This window comes from Sphingomonas sp. Root710 (genome assembly GCF_001429065.1).
GTDB lineage: Bacteria > Pseudomonadota > Alphaproteobacteria > Sphingomonadales > Sphingomonadaceae > Rhizorhabdus.
Genome location: NZ_LMIB01000001.1, coordinates 859,309 through 875,593 on the forward strand (window position 1 = coordinate 859,309; position 16,285 = coordinate 875,593).

The 16,285-nt window shown below is 64.8% G+C and carries 16 protein-coding genes and 1 tRNA gene; 2 read left to right on the forward strand and 15 right to left on the reverse strand.

Translation table 11 applies throughout. From position 1 onward, the window contains the following. Positions 1-49: 49 nt before the first annotated feature. From ASE00_RS23285 to ASE00_RS04000, 8 genes are all read right to left on the reverse strand, one after another. Positions 50-226, reverse strand: a complete 177-nt coding sequence (locus tag ASE00_RS23285; protein WP_156405257.1) for a hypothetical protein — start codon at positions 224-226, stop codon at positions 50-52. Beyond that, positions 223-987 carry an MBL fold metallo-hydrolase gene (locus ASE00_RS03970; protein ID WP_056377871.1) on the reverse strand — a complete coding sequence of 255 codons (765 nt, stop codon included), beginning with the start codon at positions 985-987 and terminating at the stop codon, positions 223-225. The genes ASE00_RS23285 and ASE00_RS03970 overlap by 4 nt, the downstream gene beginning before the upstream one ends. Next, entirely contained in the window at positions 984-1,760 is a 777-nt protein-coding gene (locus tag ASE00_RS03975) for a TatD family hydrolase (protein ID WP_056377872.1), read from the reverse strand. Before ASE00_RS03975 ends, ASE00_RS03970 begins: the two co-directional genes overlap by 4 nt. Then, positions 1,760-3,319 carry a methionine--tRNA ligase gene (metG, locus tag ASE00_RS03980; protein ID WP_056377873.1) on the reverse strand — a complete coding sequence of 520 codons (1,560 nt, stop codon included), beginning with the start codon at positions 3,317-3,319 and terminating at the stop codon, positions 1,760-1,762. Before metG ends, ASE00_RS03975 begins: the two co-directional genes overlap by 1 nt. A gap of 78 nt (positions 3,320-3,397) precedes the next feature. Next, positions 3,398-4,375, reverse strand: coding sequence for an AAA family ATPase (locus tag ASE00_RS03985; protein WP_056377874.1), 978 nt, complete (start codon positions 4,373-4,375; stop codon positions 3,398-3,400). A 10-nt stretch (positions 4,376-4,385) separates the two neighbouring features. Further along, positions 4,386-5,564 carry a D-alanyl-D-alanine carboxypeptidase family protein gene (locus ASE00_RS03990; protein WP_056377875.1) on the reverse strand — a complete coding sequence of 393 codons (1,179 nt, stop codon included), beginning with the start codon at positions 5,562-5,564 and terminating at the stop codon, positions 4,386-4,388. Further along, positions 5,561-6,478 carry a septal ring lytic transglycosylase RlpA family protein gene (locus tag ASE00_RS03995; protein ID WP_056377876.1) on the reverse strand — a complete coding sequence of 306 codons (918 nt, stop codon included), beginning with the start codon at positions 6,476-6,478 and terminating at the stop codon, positions 5,561-5,563. Before ASE00_RS03995 ends, ASE00_RS03990 begins: the two co-directional genes overlap by 4 nt. Next, positions 6,462-7,577 (reverse strand): lytic transglycosylase domain-containing protein, encoded by a 1,116-nt coding sequence (locus tag ASE00_RS04000; protein ID WP_056379291.1) that lies wholly within the window; start codon positions 7,575-7,577, stop codon positions 6,462-6,464. Before ASE00_RS04000 ends, ASE00_RS03995 begins: the two co-directional genes overlap by 17 nt. Positions 7,578-7,703: 126 nt before the next feature. Between ASE00_RS04000 and ASE00_RS04005 the strand changes: the two genes are divergently transcribed. Both ASE00_RS04005 and ASE00_RS04010 read left to right on the forward strand, forming a co-directional pair. Then, a tRNA-Ser gene (locus ASE00_RS04005) sits at positions 7,704-7,793 on the forward strand. A gap of 19 nt (positions 7,794-7,812) precedes the next feature. Then, positions 7,813-8,160 (forward strand): RidA family protein, encoded by a 348-nt coding sequence (locus ASE00_RS04010; protein ID WP_056377877.1) that lies wholly within the window; start codon positions 7,813-7,815, stop codon positions 8,158-8,160. Between the two features lie 37 nt (positions 8,161-8,197). Here ASE00_RS04010 and ASE00_RS04015 read toward each other — a convergent pair whose 3' ends face one another. The 7 genes from ASE00_RS04015 to bamA all read right to left on the reverse strand — a co-directional run bounded on the left by ASE00_RS04015 (position 8,198) and on the right by bamA (position 16,227). Beyond that, positions 8,198-10,675 (reverse strand): family 16 glycosylhydrolase, encoded by a 2,478-nt coding sequence (locus ASE00_RS04015; RefSeq protein ID WP_056377878.1) that lies wholly within the window; start codon positions 10,673-10,675, stop codon positions 8,198-8,200. Between the two features lie 195 nt (positions 10,676-10,870). After that, positions 10,871-11,653: a class I SAM-dependent methyltransferase gene (locus ASE00_RS04020; RefSeq protein ID WP_056377879.1), complete on the reverse strand. Its 783-nt coding sequence runs from the start codon at positions 11,651-11,653 to the stop codon at positions 10,871-10,873. Further along, positions 11,650-12,018 carry a hypothetical protein gene (locus tag ASE00_RS04025; protein WP_056377880.1) on the reverse strand — a complete coding sequence of 123 codons (369 nt, stop codon included), beginning with the start codon at positions 12,016-12,018 and terminating at the stop codon, positions 11,650-11,652. Before ASE00_RS04025 ends, ASE00_RS04020 begins: the two co-directional genes overlap by 4 nt. Positions 12,019-12,090: 72 nt before the next feature. Further along, positions 12,091-12,321 (reverse strand): 50S ribosomal protein L31, encoded by a 231-nt coding sequence (gene rpmE, locus ASE00_RS04030; protein WP_056377881.1) that lies wholly within the window; start codon positions 12,319-12,321, stop codon positions 12,091-12,093. A 91-nt stretch (positions 12,322-12,412) separates the two neighbouring features. Then, on the reverse strand, positions 12,413-12,889 hold the full coding sequence (fabZ, locus tag ASE00_RS04035; protein ID WP_056377882.1) for a 3-hydroxyacyl-ACP dehydratase FabZ: 477 nt from the start codon (positions 12,887-12,889) through the stop codon (positions 12,413-12,415). A gap of 9 nt (positions 12,890-12,898) precedes the next feature. Further along, positions 12,899-13,534 carry an OmpH family outer membrane protein gene (locus ASE00_RS04040; protein ID WP_056377883.1) on the reverse strand — a complete coding sequence of 212 codons (636 nt, stop codon included), beginning with the start codon at positions 13,532-13,534 and terminating at the stop codon, positions 12,899-12,901. After that, a complete protein-coding gene (gene bamA, locus ASE00_RS04045; RefSeq protein WP_082594555.1) occupies positions 13,534-16,227 on the reverse strand; it encodes an outer membrane protein assembly factor BamA in 2,694 nt (897 codons plus the stop codon). The genes ASE00_RS04040 and bamA overlap by 1 nt, the downstream gene beginning before the upstream one ends. Positions 16,228-16,285 lie beyond the last annotated feature (58 nt).

Genomic DNA, 16,285 nt, shown 5'->3' on the forward strand with positions numbered 1-16,285 from the left:
ATGACTGGACCGGATTTCTTCACCCTCTCAACCACTTAGGTCCGATAACTCAGCCGAGCGGCTTCATCAGGAATATGACCGCGGCCACCACCGCGACGATCAGCACCCATAGCAGCGCCATGCGCAGCAGCTTCGATCCGGGAAGCTGACGATCGACCAAGCGTGGAATGACGAGCATCAGCATACCCATGATCGCGATGACCGCGACGATCTTGTCCCCGGTCAAATCACCACCTCCAGCCCATCATATCCGGGCTCGACCCCATCGGGCAGCCTGTCGCGCAAGCGCGCATAATCCATCGACTGGTCCATATGCGTCAGGATCGCGCGCCCGGGCGCGCACCGCGCGATCGCCTCGAGCGTCAGATCGAGATGCGCATGCGTGGGATGCGGTTTCACGCGCAGCGCATCGACCACCCAGATGTCGACGCCTGTGAACAGATCCAGCATATCGTCCGTAAATGCATGGAAATCAGTGGAATATCCTATGGACCTGCCATCGGCATCAAAGCGGAATCCGGCGCTGTAGATGCTGCCATGGGGCTGCGCGACGGTGCGGACCCGCATACCGCCAATCTCCATGTCGGGCGACAGATGATGCTCGGCGACCGTCGGAGGATAGCCGTCGCGCCCAAAGAAGACATAGCCGAAGCGCGTCTTGAGCTGGGCCATCGCCTCGGCGAAGGCATAGCCGGGCACCGGCGTCCGGCGGGCATGAAAAATCTGCCGGACATCGTCGATGCCATGGCAGTGGTCGGCATGGTCATGCGTCCACAATATCGCGTCGATATCGATCAGATCGGCGTCGAGCAGCTGCTGCCGCAGGTCCGGCGAGGTGTCGACCAGCAGTCGCGTCGTCTCGTTCTCGACGACGATCGACGCGCGGCTGCGGCGATTGCGCGGCTCGGCGGGGTCGCAATCGCCCCAGTCATTGCCGATCCGCGGCACGCCCGACGAAGTGCCGCATCCCAGGATGCGAAGCTTCATCGCCTGGCTTTCGTGAACAGATTGAAGAAGTTATCGCTCGTCCTTGCGGCGAGATCGCCGATCTCCCAGCCGAGTTCTTGTGCCAGGAAGCGGGCGGTATCGGTGACGAAGGCCGGCTCGCACGGCTTGCCGCGATGCGGGACCGGGGCAAGGAACGGACTGTCGGTTTCGATCAGCAGCCGGTCGCGCGGGATCGCATGCGCGGTCTCGCGCAAATCGCCGGCGTTCTTGAAGGTGACGATCCCCGACAGCGAGATCGAGAAGCCGAGGTCGAGCATTGCCCGCGCCAGCCCGGCGCTGCCGGTGAAGCAGTGGATGACGGCGGTGAACGCCCCCTTCCCCATCTCCTCGTCCATGATCGCGATCGTATCGGCCTCGGCCTCGCGGGTATGGACGATCAGCGGCAGGCCGGTCTCCCGCGCGGCGGCGATATGGCGGCGGAAGCTGGCCCGCTGCCGGTCGCGATCAGACTTGTCATAATAGAAGTCGAGCCCGGTCTCGCCGACGCCGATGATCCGGGGATGCGCGGCCTTTTCGACCAGCAGCGCGGTCTCGATATCCTCATGCGTGTCGGCGTCGTGGGGATGGATGCCGATGCTCGCCCAGACATCGGGCTCGCGCTCGGCGGTCGCCAGTACCGCGTCCCATTCGGCGGCGCGGGTCGAGATGTTGAGCATCGTCGACACGCCCGCCGCCCGCGCGGCATCGAGCACTTCCTGCTGGCGCTCGGCCAGCCCGGCATAGTTCAGATGACAATGGCTATCGACGAACATCAGGCCTCGGCGACGTCGAGTTCAAGCCGCGGGAAGAGCGGCACCGGTTGCCCGACCTTGTAGCCCGACGCTCGTAGCGCATCATACCAGCTCTGATCCTCGATCGCCGCGAAATCGCGGCTGTCCGCCGCAATGCCCATCTGGTCGAGCAGCTTGCCCGCACTATCAGGGATGATCGGCAGGATCGCGATGGCGAGATCGCGGATCACGGTGAACAACGTACCGAGCACGGTCTTCATCCGCTCGGGATCGCTCTTGCGCAGCGCCCAGGGCGCCTGCGCATCGACATATTGGTTGCAGGCGAACACCGCCTTCATCCAGGCTTCGATGCCCACCGAAAAGGCCAGCTGCTCGAAAGCGCGCGGTGTCTCGTCGAGGCACGCGGCCGCGACCGCACGGACCAGCGCCGCATCATCCTCGTTGCGGTCGAGCGCGGGCAATTCGCCGTCGAGATTCTTGAAGATCATCGACAGGGTGCGCTGCGCCAGATTGCCGAAGCTGTTCGCGAGTTCGGCGTTGCAGCGATTGACGATCGCCTCATGGCCATAGCTGCCATCCTGGCCGAAGCTCACCTCGCGCAACAGGAAATAGCGCAGCTGATCGACGCCATAGCGCTCGGCCATCGCCGCGGGATCGACGACATTGCCGACCGACTTCGACATCTTCTCGCCCTTGTTGAGCAGGAAGCCATGGCCGAAGACCTGCTTCGGCAGCGCGATCTTCGCCGACATCAGGAAGGCGGGCCAGTAGACGGTGTGGAAGCGGACGATGTCCTTGCCGATCAGGTGCAGGCTCGCGGGCCAATATTTGCCCAGCGCCGCCTTTTCGTCGGGATAGCCGATGCCCGTCAGATAATTGGTCAGCGCGTCGACCCAGACATACATGACATGGCCGGGGCTGCCGGGCACCGGCACGCCCCAGTCGAAGCTGGTCCGCGAGATCGACAGGTCGCTCAGCCCGCCCGAGACAAAGCTGACGATCTCGTTCTTCCGGCTTTCGGGCCGGATGAAGTCAGGCTGATCGCGGTATAGATCGAGCAACGGCTGCTGATATTTGGACAGGCGGAAGAACCAGCTTTCCTCCTTGGTCCATTCGACCGGGGTGCCCTGCGGCGAAAGCTTCGCGCCCCCTTCCCCGTTGATCAGTTCCTTCTCGTCGTAAAAGGCTTCGTCGCGGACCGAGTACCAGCCCTCATAGCGGTCGAGATAGAGATCGCCATTGGCCTCCATCGCCCGCCAGATCGCCTGGCTGGCGGCATAATGATCGGCATCGCTGGTGCGGATGAAGCGATCGTAGGATATATTAAGGGTGTCGCACATTTCCTTGAAATAAGACGACATTTCATCCGCAAGAGCGCGCGGGGTGATGTCGCGGCTGCGGGCCGCCTGCGCCATTTTCAGGCCATGCTCGTCGGTGCCCGTCTGGAAACGCACGTCGCGGCCCATGGAGCGCTGGAAGCGCGCGATCGCATCGGCGGCGATCGCTTCATAGGCGTGGCCGATATGCGGGCGTCCGTTGGGATAGCTGATCGCGGTGGTGATATAATAAGGTTCGGACATGGCGCTAGGCATTAGGGACCGTCGGCGCGGACCGCAACGCCCCGATTGCCCGGTACAGCGCCTTTCCCCCGACGACGGTCAGCGGGCGGAGGCCGGCGCCAGTTTCGCCAGCATGCTCGCCAGTTCGAAAACCGTGGTCGGTTGGTCGAGCGACAGATGCACCGCGCTCTCGCTGACCCGTCGCGCTTCTTCCCAGAGCGCCACCGCATTGGCCAGCGCCGGGCCCTCCCGGCGTCGGGCCTCGGCGGCGATGCGGGCGGGCACGCGCTCGAGATAGGCTTCGTAGCGCGCCTGCGACGCCTTGGTGCTGAGCTGCTTGGCCAGTGCCGCGCGTACCGCATTGGTCGGGTCGCCGCTGCTCACCAGCCGGTCGATCGCCTGATCGAGCGCGGCGATGTCGAGCCCGGCGAAGCCAAGCGCCCTGCCCGGCGATCCCCGGCCGACGCCGACCAGCGCCTCGATCTCGTCGCGCGGTTCCTCGGGCAGCAGCCGTTGCAGCGCGGTCAGCATCTGCCCGTCGTCGAGCCCGGCGAAGCGCAGCAGGCGGCAACGCGACCGGATCGTCGGCAGCAGCCGGCCCGGCGCATGGCTGATCAGGAAGAAGATCGTGCCGGCGGGCGGCTCCTCCAAATTCTTGAGCAGCGCATTGGCCGCGGGCCGTTCGAGATCGTCGATCGCGTCGATGATCACCACCCGGCGCGGCGACAGGCTGGGTGTCGTCGCGAACAGTCCTTGCAGCGACCGCACCTGATCGATGCTGATCGAGCGCGCCAGATCCTCCGACTTGTCCTTGGCGAGCCGAGCGAGGATGCGCAGGTCGGGATGGCTGCCCGCGCGGATATAGTTGACGATCGGATGGTCTTCGGGCGTTTCCAGGCCGGGCAGATGCACGCGCGGCCCCGCCGCATCGGCGAGCAGGCGTGTCGCGGCGGCCAGTGCGAAACTCGCCTTGCCGACACCCTCGGCCCCCGTCAGCAGCCAGGCATGATGCAGCCGCCCGCTGTCCGCCGCCTCGCGGAAGGCGGCGATCTGCGCATCATGACCGATCAACGTCACGCCAAAAGCCTCAGGCTAGGCCGAACAGCCAGCGCAGCCCCGCCATCATCCGGCCGAAGAAACCGGCCTCGCCGACGTCGCTGTCGGCGACCAGCGGCAGCTTCTGCGGTACCATGTCGGGCCCGCTGACGACGAGGTCGGCGATATGGTCGCCCTTCTTGAACGGCGCCTTGATCGGCCCCTGATAGACGACCTTGGTCTGCAGGTCGGAGCCGAGCCCCGCCGGGATGGTGACACTCAGATCCTTTGGCGCGACCAGGCCGACCTCGCGCTTGTCGCCCAGCTGGACCTCGGCGGTCTGCACCTTGCGGCCCTTGGCGACGAGCGGCTTGGCCTGCCATGCGCGGAAGCCCCAGTTCATGAAGCTGACCGACTGGTCGATGCGTTGGTTGAACGAGGTCAGACCCGACAGCACCATGACCAGACGGCGGCCATTCTGCTCGGCCGAGCCGGTGAAGCCATAGCCCGCCTCTTCGGTATGGCCCGTCTTCAGCCCGTCCGCGCCCGCGACGCGGCCGAGCAGCGGATCGCGATTGGCCTGGGTGATCGCCGTCCCGCTGCCCATCGTCTTGCCCCAGGTGAAATTGGGGCGGCTGTAGAAGGTCTTGTAGAGCTTGGGATGCTCCTCGATCGTCTTCTCGGCGAGCGTCGCCAGGTCGCGCGCGCTGACATAGGTGACGCCGCCGTCGGGCCAGCCGTTGGAAGTGCCGAAATGGCTGTTGGTCAGCCCCATTTCCTTGGCGCGGCGGTTCATCAGCGCGACGAAGGCCTGTTCGGTGCCCGAGATATGCTCGGCCAGCACGACGCAGGCGTCATTGCCCGACAGGGTTACGATGCCGAACAGCAGGTTGGCGACGCTGACCTGCTCGCCCGGCGACAGGAACATCGTCGATCCGGCGGCGGGGCCATGCCACTGCTTCCAGGTTTCGGGCCGCACCGTCGCCATCGCGTCGAGCTTGAGTTCGCCCTTTTTGATCAGGTCGAAGGCGACATAGACAGTCATCATCTTCGCCATCGATGCGGGGGGCATGCGCTGGTCCGGATTCTTTGCGAAGAGTACCGCGCCCGAGGACAGGTCCTTGATGAAAGCCACCGGCGCGGGCGTGTCGAACACCGGCGCGGCGGCCTGGGCAGGCAGGCCCGCAAGGAGAAAAATGGCGGGAAGCAGGGCGATCTTGCGGCGCGTCATCGTGATGTCGTTCCCTCTGGAATCTTGCTGTTGCTGGCGATCAGGACCAGCCTGGCATCCTGATAGCCGTCCGACCGGACCTGCGCCAGCGCGGCGGTCGCCTCCGCCTCGCTTTTATAGGGCCCCATCCGCACCCGCCACAGCGCGCCGGCCTGCTCGACCCGCCCGGCGACGAATTCGGCGATCTCCTCGGCCTTGTCGCGGTTGCTGAGCGCGGCCACCTGGATGAACCAGCCGCCGACCGGCACCGCCGAAACCGGTACCGCGGCGGCGACCAGCGGCGGCGCGACGGGATCGGGCGGCCGGACCGCGAACCTTTGTTTCAGCGCGGCGAGCTCGGCGGTCGTCGCATAAGGGCGCTCGGATGCCGTCCGGCCCGATCGCAGCGCCAGCCGGTCGGCGTCGGACGGATAGACCCGGCGCACGCGGACACGCGACACGCCGCTCCGCTCGATCCCCAGCAATTGGGCCGACCGGCGCGACAGATCGATGATCCGGTTGGTGACGAAGGGGCCGCGATCGTTGATGCGGACCAGGATGGTGCGCCCGGTGTCGATCGCGGTCACCTCGACATAACTCGGCAGGGGCAGCGTCTTGTGGGCCGCGCCGACCCTGTCCATGTCGAACCGCTCGCCATTGGCGGTCTGCCCGCCATGGAATTGCGCACCATACCAGGAGGCGAGGCCGACCTCGTCATAGCCGCCGTCGTCGGCCGGATAATACCAGATGCCGGCGACCTGATAGGGTTTGCCGATCTTCACCGGCGAATCGGCGACCGGGCTTTGCGGGCGCGGCGGCGGCACAGGGCGGCCTGGCTTGGGGCGGCCCGACGAGGGCGCTTCGGGGCGCGGGATGCCGCAGCCCGCCAGCAGCAGGACCAGCGCGAGCGCCGCGGCCCTACTGGACGATCGCATCGCCGAGCAGGCCCACCGAGAGCGCGTAGAAGTTCGAGCAATTATAGTCGAGAATCGCACGATAATTGCTGGTGAGCAGATAGCCGGTCCGGCCATTGCCGTCGGGTTCGATCAGCGTGGCCAGCTCGTCTTCGGCGGGGACGACGCCGCTCAGCATCATCACCCCCTTGTCGCGCCATTCGGAGATGGTGAGCCAGCGGCTCTGCCGTGCGAAGACACGGGGGCAGCGCGGAGACGCCAATGGCGACCGAACCGCCGCGCGATCCATCCCTTCGGGTACGCGCACTGCCACGCCCCACGGCACCCCCGGCTTCCATCCCGCATCGCGCAGATAATTGCCGATCGACGCGAGCGCATCGGGTTCGCTGCGCCAGATGTCGATCTTGCCGTCCGCATCCCCGTCGGTGCCGAGGCGCAGATAGACGCTCGGCAGGAATTGCGGATAGCCGGTCGCCCCGGCCCAGCTGCCCTTCAGCTGGTCGCGCGGCACGCCGCGCTGGAGCAGCAGCAGCGCGTTGAGGAATTCCCCGGCGAACAGCTCGCGCCGCCGCCCCTCATAAGCGAGCGTGCCCAGCGAGTTCAGAAGATCGAAATTGCCGGTAAAGGTGCCGTAGCCGGTTTCATGGCCGTAGATCGCCAGCATGATCTGTTCGGGCACGCCGGTCTTCTGCTCGATACCGACCAGCAGCGGGCGCAGCTTGCCATAGCGCGACTGGCCCATGCCGATGCGGACGCGGTCGACATGGCTCGCCAGATAGGGCGCGAAATCGGGCGGGCTCGCGACGCTCGCCGGGGTCGCGCCGGGCTGCGCCCGATCGAGCCGGATGACGCGGGCGTTGAAATTGAGCGTCGGCAGCGTCGCGTCGAACAGCGTGGGCGTGACCCCCATGGCGATGGCGCGATCGCGCAAGGTGGCGATATAGGCGCGCAGATTGGCGGTCTCGGTCGGAATGGCGGGCGCGGGGGTGTCGGGGATCTGTGCGGCGTCGTCGGGCGACTGCCCCTCCCCCGCTATCGTCTGGGCGGCGGCGGAAAAACCCTGTCCGATCGCCAGCGCCAATCCCAAAGCCATCGCCGTCGCACGCAAGACGCTACGCATTCTGTCCCCTTCGTTTCGGGAACTGCCTTGCCACAGCTTGGCGATGTGGTGAAATGCTTTGATCTCGCGGCTTGCACGGAAGGGCGCAGCGGCGATATGGGCAGCGTTCCGCTCGGACATCCCTGCGGAGAGGTGGCCGAGTGGTTTAAGGCAGCGGTCTTGAAAACCGCCGTGGGTGCAAGCTCACCGTGGGTTCGAATCCCACCCTCTCCGCCACCATCTTCAAGGATTTGGCATGACGATCACCCGCCTCGACAGCAACCACCGCATGAGCCAGGCGGTCGTCCATAATGACACCGTCTATCTTGCGGGACAGGTCGGCGCGCCGGGCGCGCCGGTGGCCGAGCAGACCAGGGCGGTGCTCGATCAGGTTGATTCGCTGCTGGCCCGCACCGGCAGCAGCAAGGCGCATCTGCTCTCCGCGACCATCTGGCTGGCCGACATGGCCGACTTCGCCGAGATGAACACGGTTTGGGACGCCTGGATCGCGGGCAATGAACCGCCCGCGCGGGCCACGGGCGAGTCCAAGCTGGCAACCCCGGATTACAAGGTCGAGATCATCATCGTCGCCGCGAAGGCGTAAGTTTTCGAGGACCGGCTCTCACGACGAAGGCCGGTCCTCAGAATATATGGTGATCGAGCAGCTGATCGGGCGTGACGCCCTGAAAAGCGATGCTGTCCGTGCCGAAAACGACCAGCGAGCCGACGCTGGTGGCGGAGATCAGCGGCAGGATATTGGCAGCCGACAGCGCGCTCCAGTCAATCTGATCCGCCGCAACGTCGAAATCGGTCACGACGTCCTTGCCGAAGCCCGGCGCGAAGACGAACATGTCGCTTCCGGTCCCGCCGGTCATGCTGTCGTTGCCAGCCCCGCCGATCAGCGTGTCGGCCCCGGCGCCGCCCTTCATTGTGTCATTGCCGCTGAGCCCCTCCAGAATATTGTCGAGGTCGTTGCCCGTCATCATGTTGGGACGGTCATTGCCCGTCCCGCGAACGGCGGCGCCGGTCAGCGTGAGATTTTCGACGTTGGACGATAGGGTGAAGCTGACCGACGCGGAGACGCTATCGGTCCCCTCCCCGCTCAGTTCGACGATGGTGTCGCCGGCATTGTCGACATAATAATTGTCATTGCCCGCACCGCCAATCATCCGGTCGGCCCCCGCGCCGCCCTTCAGCATGTCGTTGCCGCCGCCGCCCTGCAATTCATTGTCGAGCGCATTGCCGGTGATCGAATTGGCCCGGTCGTTGCCGATCCCGCGCAGGGCATTTCCGGTCAGCGTCAGATTCTCGACTTCGGCGGACAGGTTGTAATCGACCGTGGCGAACACGCTGTCGGTGCCCTCGCCCGCCAGCTCGACGATGCGATCACCGGCATTATCGACATAATAGCTGTCATTGCCCGCACCGCCGGTCATCAGGTCGGCGCCCGCGCCACCGTTGAGCGTGTCGTTGCCGCCGAGGCCGGTCAGCCGGTTGTCGAGGGCGTTGCCGGTGATGTTGTTGGCCAGCGCATTGCCCGTGCCGCTGATGGCGGTGCCCGACAGGGTCAGCTTCTCGACATTGTCGGGCAGCACATAATCGGCCTTGGCGATCACGCTGTCGGTGCCGCCTCCGGCAAGCTCGGTGATCCGGTCGCCGCTCGACGTGACCGTATAGCTGTCGTTGGCCGATGTCCCGATCAGCTTCTGGACATTGGCCATGCTCGGATCGACCGTATAAGCGCGGACATAATCGATCTTCAATTCGCCCGTCATGCCCGGCTGCGCCTCCTTGGCGACTGCCAGGTTGAGGAGCATGTACATCGGCTGGTTTAGGTCGGGCGGGGTCGGCTGCTCGTATATTTCGACGCCGTCGAGATACCAGACGATCTTCGCTTCGTTCCACAGCACACCATAGGTGTGGAAGCCCTCGGCGACATTGGGATCGAAATCGAAGGAATAGGCCTGGGTCTCGACACCGGTCGAATTGCTGTGGACGGTGAAGCTCGTCTGTCCGGCGCCGTAATTCTCCATCACGTCGATCTCGGGCGGCCAATCGCCATTGGCGGGCAGCAGCCAGAAGGCCGGCCACATCCCCTTGCCCGACGGCACGTCCATCCGCGCTTCGAAATAGCCATATTGCTGGGCGAAACTCTGCTTGGTGGTGAGCAGGCCCGAGACATAGTCCATGTCGTACAGGACCGGTTTCAGCGAATCGGGGGTCGGCGCGGCGGTGATCGTCAGCACGCCGTCGCTGACCGAGAAGGGACTGATGCCGATCGGGCTGGTGCCCGTGCCCTTCATCATCGGATCGATATAGATTTCCTGCTCGTCGTTGAGCGTGCGGGTGCTCAGCGCATCGGGATTATAATCATTGCCGAAATTGGTCCGCCAGGTGCCGGTCGACCCGTTCCACAGGCTCAGCGCATTGAAATCCTCGTTGAAGGTCAGCTTGAGCGTGCTGCGATCGAGCCCGAGTTCGAAATTCTCCGCGCGAAAATCGGCGATGCCGTGCCCGGTGAACTTGATCGCGTCATTGCCGTCGAGCTGGAGGATCACGTCGCTTCCGTTCTGGGTCATCGCCGCCTTGACCTGCGCGAAGCTGATATAGTGGCTGTAGCCGGCCAGCCGCACCATGTCCGCGTCGGCACCCGAGGTCGCGAAGTCCGATATGACGTCATGGCCCGATCCCGCGTCGAAGCGGAAGACGTCATTGCCGCCCTTGCCCTGGAGCAGATCGTTGCCGCCGCCGCCGTTGATCGTCTGGTTGCCGCTGCTGCCGATGATCAGGTTGCCCAGCGCGTTGCCGATCACCGCGCGTGCGTACCAGATGGTGAGGTTCTCGACATTGGCGGGCATCGCATAGTCGCCCGACACGAATAGCGTGTCGGTGCCCTGCCCCGCCGCTTCGATCACCCTGGTGGCGCTTGTGACATATTGATAGCCGTCGTCGCCCGCGCCGCCCGCTAGGTTCAGGACCGCCTTGGGAACGATATTGTCGCTGCCCGCCGTGCCCATCAGCGTGGTCGCGGCATCCTCGGCAAGCCTGCTTCCGGTGATCACGTTGGACGACCAGGGCGTGGTGGGCATCACCTGCCCGAAATAGTTCAGATAGGCCATCGCATCGCCTCCCGTCAGACGCCCGGGCCGAGCGTCTCCGCTCCGACATTGGCTTAACAATGTCGGTTAAGATGTTGATGTGTTTGATCTCAGCCGCTCAATGGGCGGCTTCTGTCCGGATTATCGCGTCAGGCTTTCCGACAGGTTAATAGAATCTTGCGTGTAACGACTATGCGACGAATCGTGCGCCGCAGCTCAGTCGCGCCGGAGCGACAATTCGATCGTAGGTGCAAACCACCCCGGCGTATGTCCGATCAGGCGCCCCAGCCGCGCCAGGACCCGCACGGCCAATGAGGACCGGCCGTGAATGGACTGGCGCGCTAGCAGCCAGCCGTCGCCATCGTCGGCGGTGAAGCCGTCGCGCAAAGCCCGCGCCAGCGTCCAGGGTGACAGCCCTCGCTGCAAGCTCTTGCCCGTCAGCCGATCGACGAAACGCGGCAGCAGGTTGACCAGCCAGCGGCCGCTGTGGCGCTCCCGCGGGGCCAGGCGGCTGGCCGTGCCGCAGATGAACAGGCGTCCGCCGGGACGCAGCAGGCGGCGAAACTCGTCGGCTACCATCGCGATCCCGGAAGGGTCGACATATTCGAGCACGCTGTTGGCGACGATCAGATCGAAGCTCGCGCTGGCGAAAGGCATCACCCGGCCTTCGTCGATCCGCGTGACCATTCCCTTCTGGCCGTAGCGCGTGAGATTGGCTTCGGCGATCGCGGTCAGCTGCGGATCGATATCGACCGCTTGCACGCGCGCGCCGAGCGCCGCGAGAACGACCGCTGACCCGCCGACATTGCAGCCGAACTCGAGCACATCCCGGCCGGCGACGTCGATCCTGTAAGCATCCAGCGCCAGGCGGAGATGATTCCACTCATAATCGGCATAGCCGCCGACCCAGCGGTCGCGAGGGTCATACGCCGCCGCCTCCGCAGCTCTCTCGAAACGGCGCTGGGCCGCGCTGCCGGGTCTGGGCGGTGCCAGGGTCACGCGGCGAACAGGCGGGGCGCCCAACGCTCGATCACGCCCGCGGCGGCCAGCGCCACCAGGATCGCGATGCTGTCAGCCACCCAGTCCCACAGGCTCGCATCGCGCTGGAGCGCGGGTATCGCCTGCGTCAGCTCGATCAGCACCCCGAACAGCGAGAGCCCGCCTGCGAGCAGCCAGGCGGGCTTGCGGCGATAGGCTGTTCGTCCCACCAGTGTGATGACGAGAAAGGCGGCGATATGGTTGACCTTGTCGCCCGCGCCGATATCGGGCGCTTGTCGGCTCGGCACGATTGCCGCGACATAGGCCCCTGCCACCAATGCCCAGAACAGTGGCGTACGGAAGCGGCGGTAGGTTTCAATCAGCATCCCGATACCCCTAAATGAAAATGGCCGGGCAAATGCCCAGCCATATCCATGTGCCCGAAGGGGACGCCCGGCTTATTTCTTGCCGAGCGTGAGACCACCGAAGCGCTTGTTGAAGCGGGCAACCTGACCACCCGAATCGAGCATCGTGCCGCGGCCGCCGGTCCAGGCCGGATGCACCGAGGGATCGATGTCGAGCTGAAGCGTGTCGCCCTCAGCGCCATAGGTCGAACGGGTCTGGTAAGTGGTGCCGTCGGTCAGCTGCACCGTGATCCGATGATAATCGGGATGGATATCTTTCTTCATCGTCTGGCTCCGAAAAGGCGGCTGGTTCCAACCAGCCCGGAAAGCGAAGCGCCGCCCCTACAGCCTGTGCCATGGATTGGCAAGGGTCCGCTTATTCCTTGGGCGGATCCGCGATCATCGCGGTGAAATTGGCCTGCGCGGCGAGCTTGTCGCCGACATAGGCCTTGCCTTCGAACTTGCAAACGCTCGCGCGCTTCTGGACGAAGGCGACGTCCAGCCGCAGCAGCACGCCGGGCTCGACCGGCGCGCGGAACTTCGCTTCGTCGATCGCCATGAAATAGACGAGCTTGCCCGTGCCGGCGAGGCCCAGCGATTCCACCGCGAGCACGCCGGCCGCCTGGGCCAGCGCCTCGACGATCAGCACGCCCGGCATGATCGGCCTTCCGGGGAAATGCCCCTGGAAGAACTCCTCGTTGATCGTCACCGCCTTGATGGCCGAGATGCGCTCGTCCACCACCAGCTCCTCGACGCGATCGACGAGGAGCATGGGGTAGCGGTGCGGCAAGGCGGCCATGACCCGCCGGACGTCCAGCGGACCCAGCGTGGCCGGGGCTTCAGCGTCGCTCATTGCTGCCGATCAGCGTCCAGCAGGGGCCGCGGCAGCCTGATCGGCCTGGCCGGGCTGCCAGTTGGCGGGCGGCGTGATCGAGGCGCTGGGAACCAGCGCGTTGAGCTGGGTCACGACGTCGAGGGTGATGTCAGATGCGCCCTGCACCGCGACCACCGCTTCGGGGGCCAGCACGATGCCGATCTTCTTGGCCGACATCGCGGCCTTGAGCGCCTGCTCGACCTTCGCGCCGATCTGCTCCTTCACATAGGCTTCGGGGCGTGCGAACGGCATCGTCAGGCGCTGCAGTTCGTTCTGGGCGTTCTGGCCCTTGGTCTGGAAGGCGGCGATTTTGGCTTCCAGGGTCGCGCGCGGCGTCGCCGGGTTCTTCTGGAGCGTTTCGATCTCGGTGCGGAGCGGGGTCATCTCGTTCTGCAGCGCCGTCTGGCGGGTCTGGAACGCGGTGATCTGCGCCTTGTAGGTGGTCTGGATCTGGGTGATCGCGGCCTTGTAGGCAGCCGAGTTGGCGATCGCGGCCTCAAGGTTCGCGACCGCGACGCCGGTGTTGATCGCGGCGGCGGGGGCTGCTGCGGCCTGCGCATTCGCGGCGGCGGGCACGAGCGCGATGGCGGCCGCCAGCGCGGCCGACTTCAGAAGCGATTTCATTAGAATTGTGTCCCTACGTTGAATGTGAAGAGTTTCGTATTATCGCCCTTCTCCTTGAGAAGGACCTTGGCGACGTCGATCCGGAACGGGCCGAAGGGCGAGTTCCAGTTGACGCCGAAACCGACCGAGACGCGCGGCATCGCGCTGTCGCCGTAGAAATCCTCCCGGAAGGGCTGGATCGGGGTGGAGTAAGGAGTGTTGACCGACGATCCGACACAAGGATCCTTGGCCGAGTTCGAAAAGCCGGTTGAGCACAGCGTTAATGCGCCAACATTTGCGCCGGCGTTCTCAGGAACCTGATAGATTTGCCGGCCTTTGCTGTCGAGCTGGTTGCGGGAGCTCGGTATGAAGTTGCCGTTGGAGTCCACGCCGAACGGGTAGCCCGCAATCTCGGGCGCGATCAGTGAGGGCTTTTTCACGCCAAACACCGCGCCGGCGTCCAAAAAGATCGACGGACGCAAGCCCAGTTCCCGCGCGCCATTGCCGAGCGGAATCTCGAGTTCCAGCCGGCCGCGATAATAGGTGTTGCCGCCCAGCGCATCATCGGTGGTGTTGTTCTTATTGTCCGGGAACGCCGGAGTTTCACCGGGTCTGTAAAAGGACCTCTTCACGCGCGGGCCAACGCCGCGGATGCCGAAGCCGCGCATGTCGGGCTCGCCCAGGAAGAAGCGGTCGGTGAGCCGCACTGCCTGCCCCAGGCCCTTGATATAGCCGCCTTCGAGGCCGGCCGAGAAAACGAAGCCGCTGCCGACGCCCCAATATTTGGTCGCCTCGAACGAGGACTTGATATAGCGGACCTCGCCGCCGAGACCGGCGAAATCCTGGCTCAGCACGACGCGCTGGCCGCGGGTCGGGCGTATGCGGTTGTTGAGATTGTCGTAAACGAGCGAATAGCCGACCGATGAGGTGAGCCGCTTGCCGATCGCGTCGCAGAGATAGCGACCTGCAATGAGCGGATCGCAAGCCCCATTGGTGTAATAGGTGAACTTGTTCAGCGAGACGTCGTCATAGCTCAGCCCATAACGCACCGCGAGGGTGATGAACTCGGTCAGCGGCACGCCCGCGCGGATCTGGAAGCCGGTGGTCGACTGCTCATAGGTGGTGTTGCGATCACCGCCGGTGCCGTACTGGAACGAATTGTAATCGCGGCGGAAGATGTCGAAGCCGACCGCGATGTTCTTGTCGAAGATATAGGGTTCGGTGAAGCCCAGCTCGACCGACTTGGAATAGGTCGAATAGCTGACGCCGGCGCGGACTTCCTGGCCTTTGCCCATGAAGTTGCGTTCGCGGATCGACAGATCGACGATGAACTTCTCGAGGCTCGAATAGCCCGCCGAAACCTGCAGCTCGCCGGTCGACTTTTCCTCGACATTGGCTTCGAGGATGGTGCGGTCGGGCGCGGAGCCCGGCTTCTGCTCGACCTCGAGCTTCTCCTGGAAAAAGCCGAGCGACTGGATGCGGTCGCGCGAGCGCTTGACCTTGAAGCTGTTGAACGCGTCGCCTTCGGACAGGCGGAATTCGCGGCGGACCACCTTGTCCTTGGTGTGGGTGTTGCCGTTGATGTCGATCCGCTCGACATAGACGCGCGGCGCCTGGTTGATCTTGAAGACGACCCCCATGGTGAGGTCGTCCTTGTCGCGCGTGAAATCGGGGCGGACATCGGGGGTGAAGCCGAACAGGCCGGTCGCCTCGGTGATCGAGTCGACGGTGTCCTCGACGAGCTTGGCGTTATACCAGTCGCCCTTCTTCATCGGCAGCAGATGCTTGAACGAGGCGGCCTTGATGTCGCGGATCTCGCTTTCGAGGTCGACGTCGCCGAATTTATAGCGCGAGCCTTCCTCGACCACATAGGTGATGATGAAGTCCTTGCGGTCCGGGGTCAGCTCGGCGACTGCGGAGACCACGCGGAAATCAGCATAGCCGTTGGTCAGATAGAATTGCCGCAGCTTCTGCTGGTCATAGGACATGCGGTCGGGGTCATAGCTGGTGCCCGACGAGAAGATCTTGGTGAGCCCCGTCTGCTTAGTCGCCATCTCGCCGCGCAGGCGGCCGTCCGAGAATTTCTCGTTGCCGATGATGTTGATCTTGCGGACCTTGGACTTCGCGCCCTCGTGGATCTCGAAGATGATGTCGACGCGGTTCTGGTCGAGCAGCACCATCTTGGGCTCGATCGTCGCGGCGAAGCGGCCCTGGCGGCGGTAGAGCTCGATGATCCGGTTGACGTCGGCGCGCACCTTGGACCGGGTGAATATCTGGCGCGCGGCGAGCTTGATCTCGGGATTGATCTTCTCGGCCTTGAGGCGCTTGTTGCCCTCGATGACGATCCGGTTGACCACCGGATTCTCGCGAACCTGCAGGGTGATGTTGCCCGCGCCATCGTCGCGGATCTGCACGTCGGCGAACAATTCGGTCGCGTAGAGGTCCTTCAGCGCCTCGTCGAGCGTTTCGCGGGTATAGGGCTCGCCCGGGGTCAGCTTGACATAGGAGCGCACGGTATCGGCCTCCAGCCGCTCCGATCCCGCGACGTTAACCGACTTTACGATGCCTGCCCCTGCCGGAGCCGCCGCCGGGGCGGGCGCGGGCGCAGCCGCCTCCTGCGCCAGCAGAGGTTGCGCCATGCCGCCGAGCATCGTGCTGACGAGGAGCGCGGACATCATCCGCGCCCGAGTGAAATTCGTCGTCGTCGCCGTCACGCGTTCCCCGCCTTCATAGAATCCGTGCGCCTTGTTCAAGGACGCGTGCGCATGCACT

Coding starts and splice junctions, on each gene's coding strand:
- ASE00_RS03970 (WP_056377871.1), bottom strand. CDS start 987: ATGAAGCTTCGCATCCTGGGATGCGGCACTTCGTCGGGCGTGCCGCGG.
- ASE00_RS03975 (WP_056377872.1), bottom strand. CDS start 1,760: ATGTTCGTCGATAGCCATTGTCATCTGAACTATGCCGGGCTGGCCGAG.
- metG (WP_056377873.1), bottom strand. CDS start 3,319: ATGTCCGAACCTTATTATATCACCACCGCGATCAGCTATCCCAACGGA.
- ASE00_RS03990 (WP_056377875.1), bottom strand. CDS start 5,564: ATGACGCGCCGCAAGATCGCCCTGCTTCCCGCCATTTTTCTCCTTGCG.
- ASE00_RS03995 (WP_056377876.1), bottom strand. CDS start 6,478: ATGCGATCGTCCAGTAGGGCCGCGGCGCTCGCGCTGGTCCTGCTGCTG.
- ASE00_RS04000 (WP_056379291.1), bottom strand. CDS start 7,577: ATGCGTAGCGTCTTGCGTGCGACGGCGATGGCTTTGGGATTGGCGCTG.
- ASE00_RS04010 (WP_056377877.1), top strand. CDS start 7,813: ATGACGATCACCCGCCTCGACAGCAACCACCGCATGAGCCAGGCGGTC.
- ASE00_RS04015 (WP_056377878.1), bottom strand. CDS start 10,675: ATGGCCTATCTGAACTATTTCGGGCAGGTGATGCCCACCACGCCCTGG.
- ASE00_RS04025 (WP_056377880.1), bottom strand. CDS start 12,018: ATGCTGATTGAAACCTACCGCCGCTTCCGTACGCCACTGTTCTGGGCA.
- rpmE (WP_056377881.1), bottom strand. CDS start 12,321: ATGAAGAAAGATATCCATCCCGATTATCATCGGATCACGGTGCAGCTG.
- fabZ (WP_056377882.1), bottom strand. CDS start 12,889: ATGAGCGACGCTGAAGCCCCGGCCACGCTGGGTCCGCTGGACGTCCGG.
- ASE00_RS04040 (WP_056377883.1), bottom strand. CDS start 13,534: ATGAAATCGCTTCTGAAGTCGGCCGCGCTGGCGGCCGCCATCGCGCTC.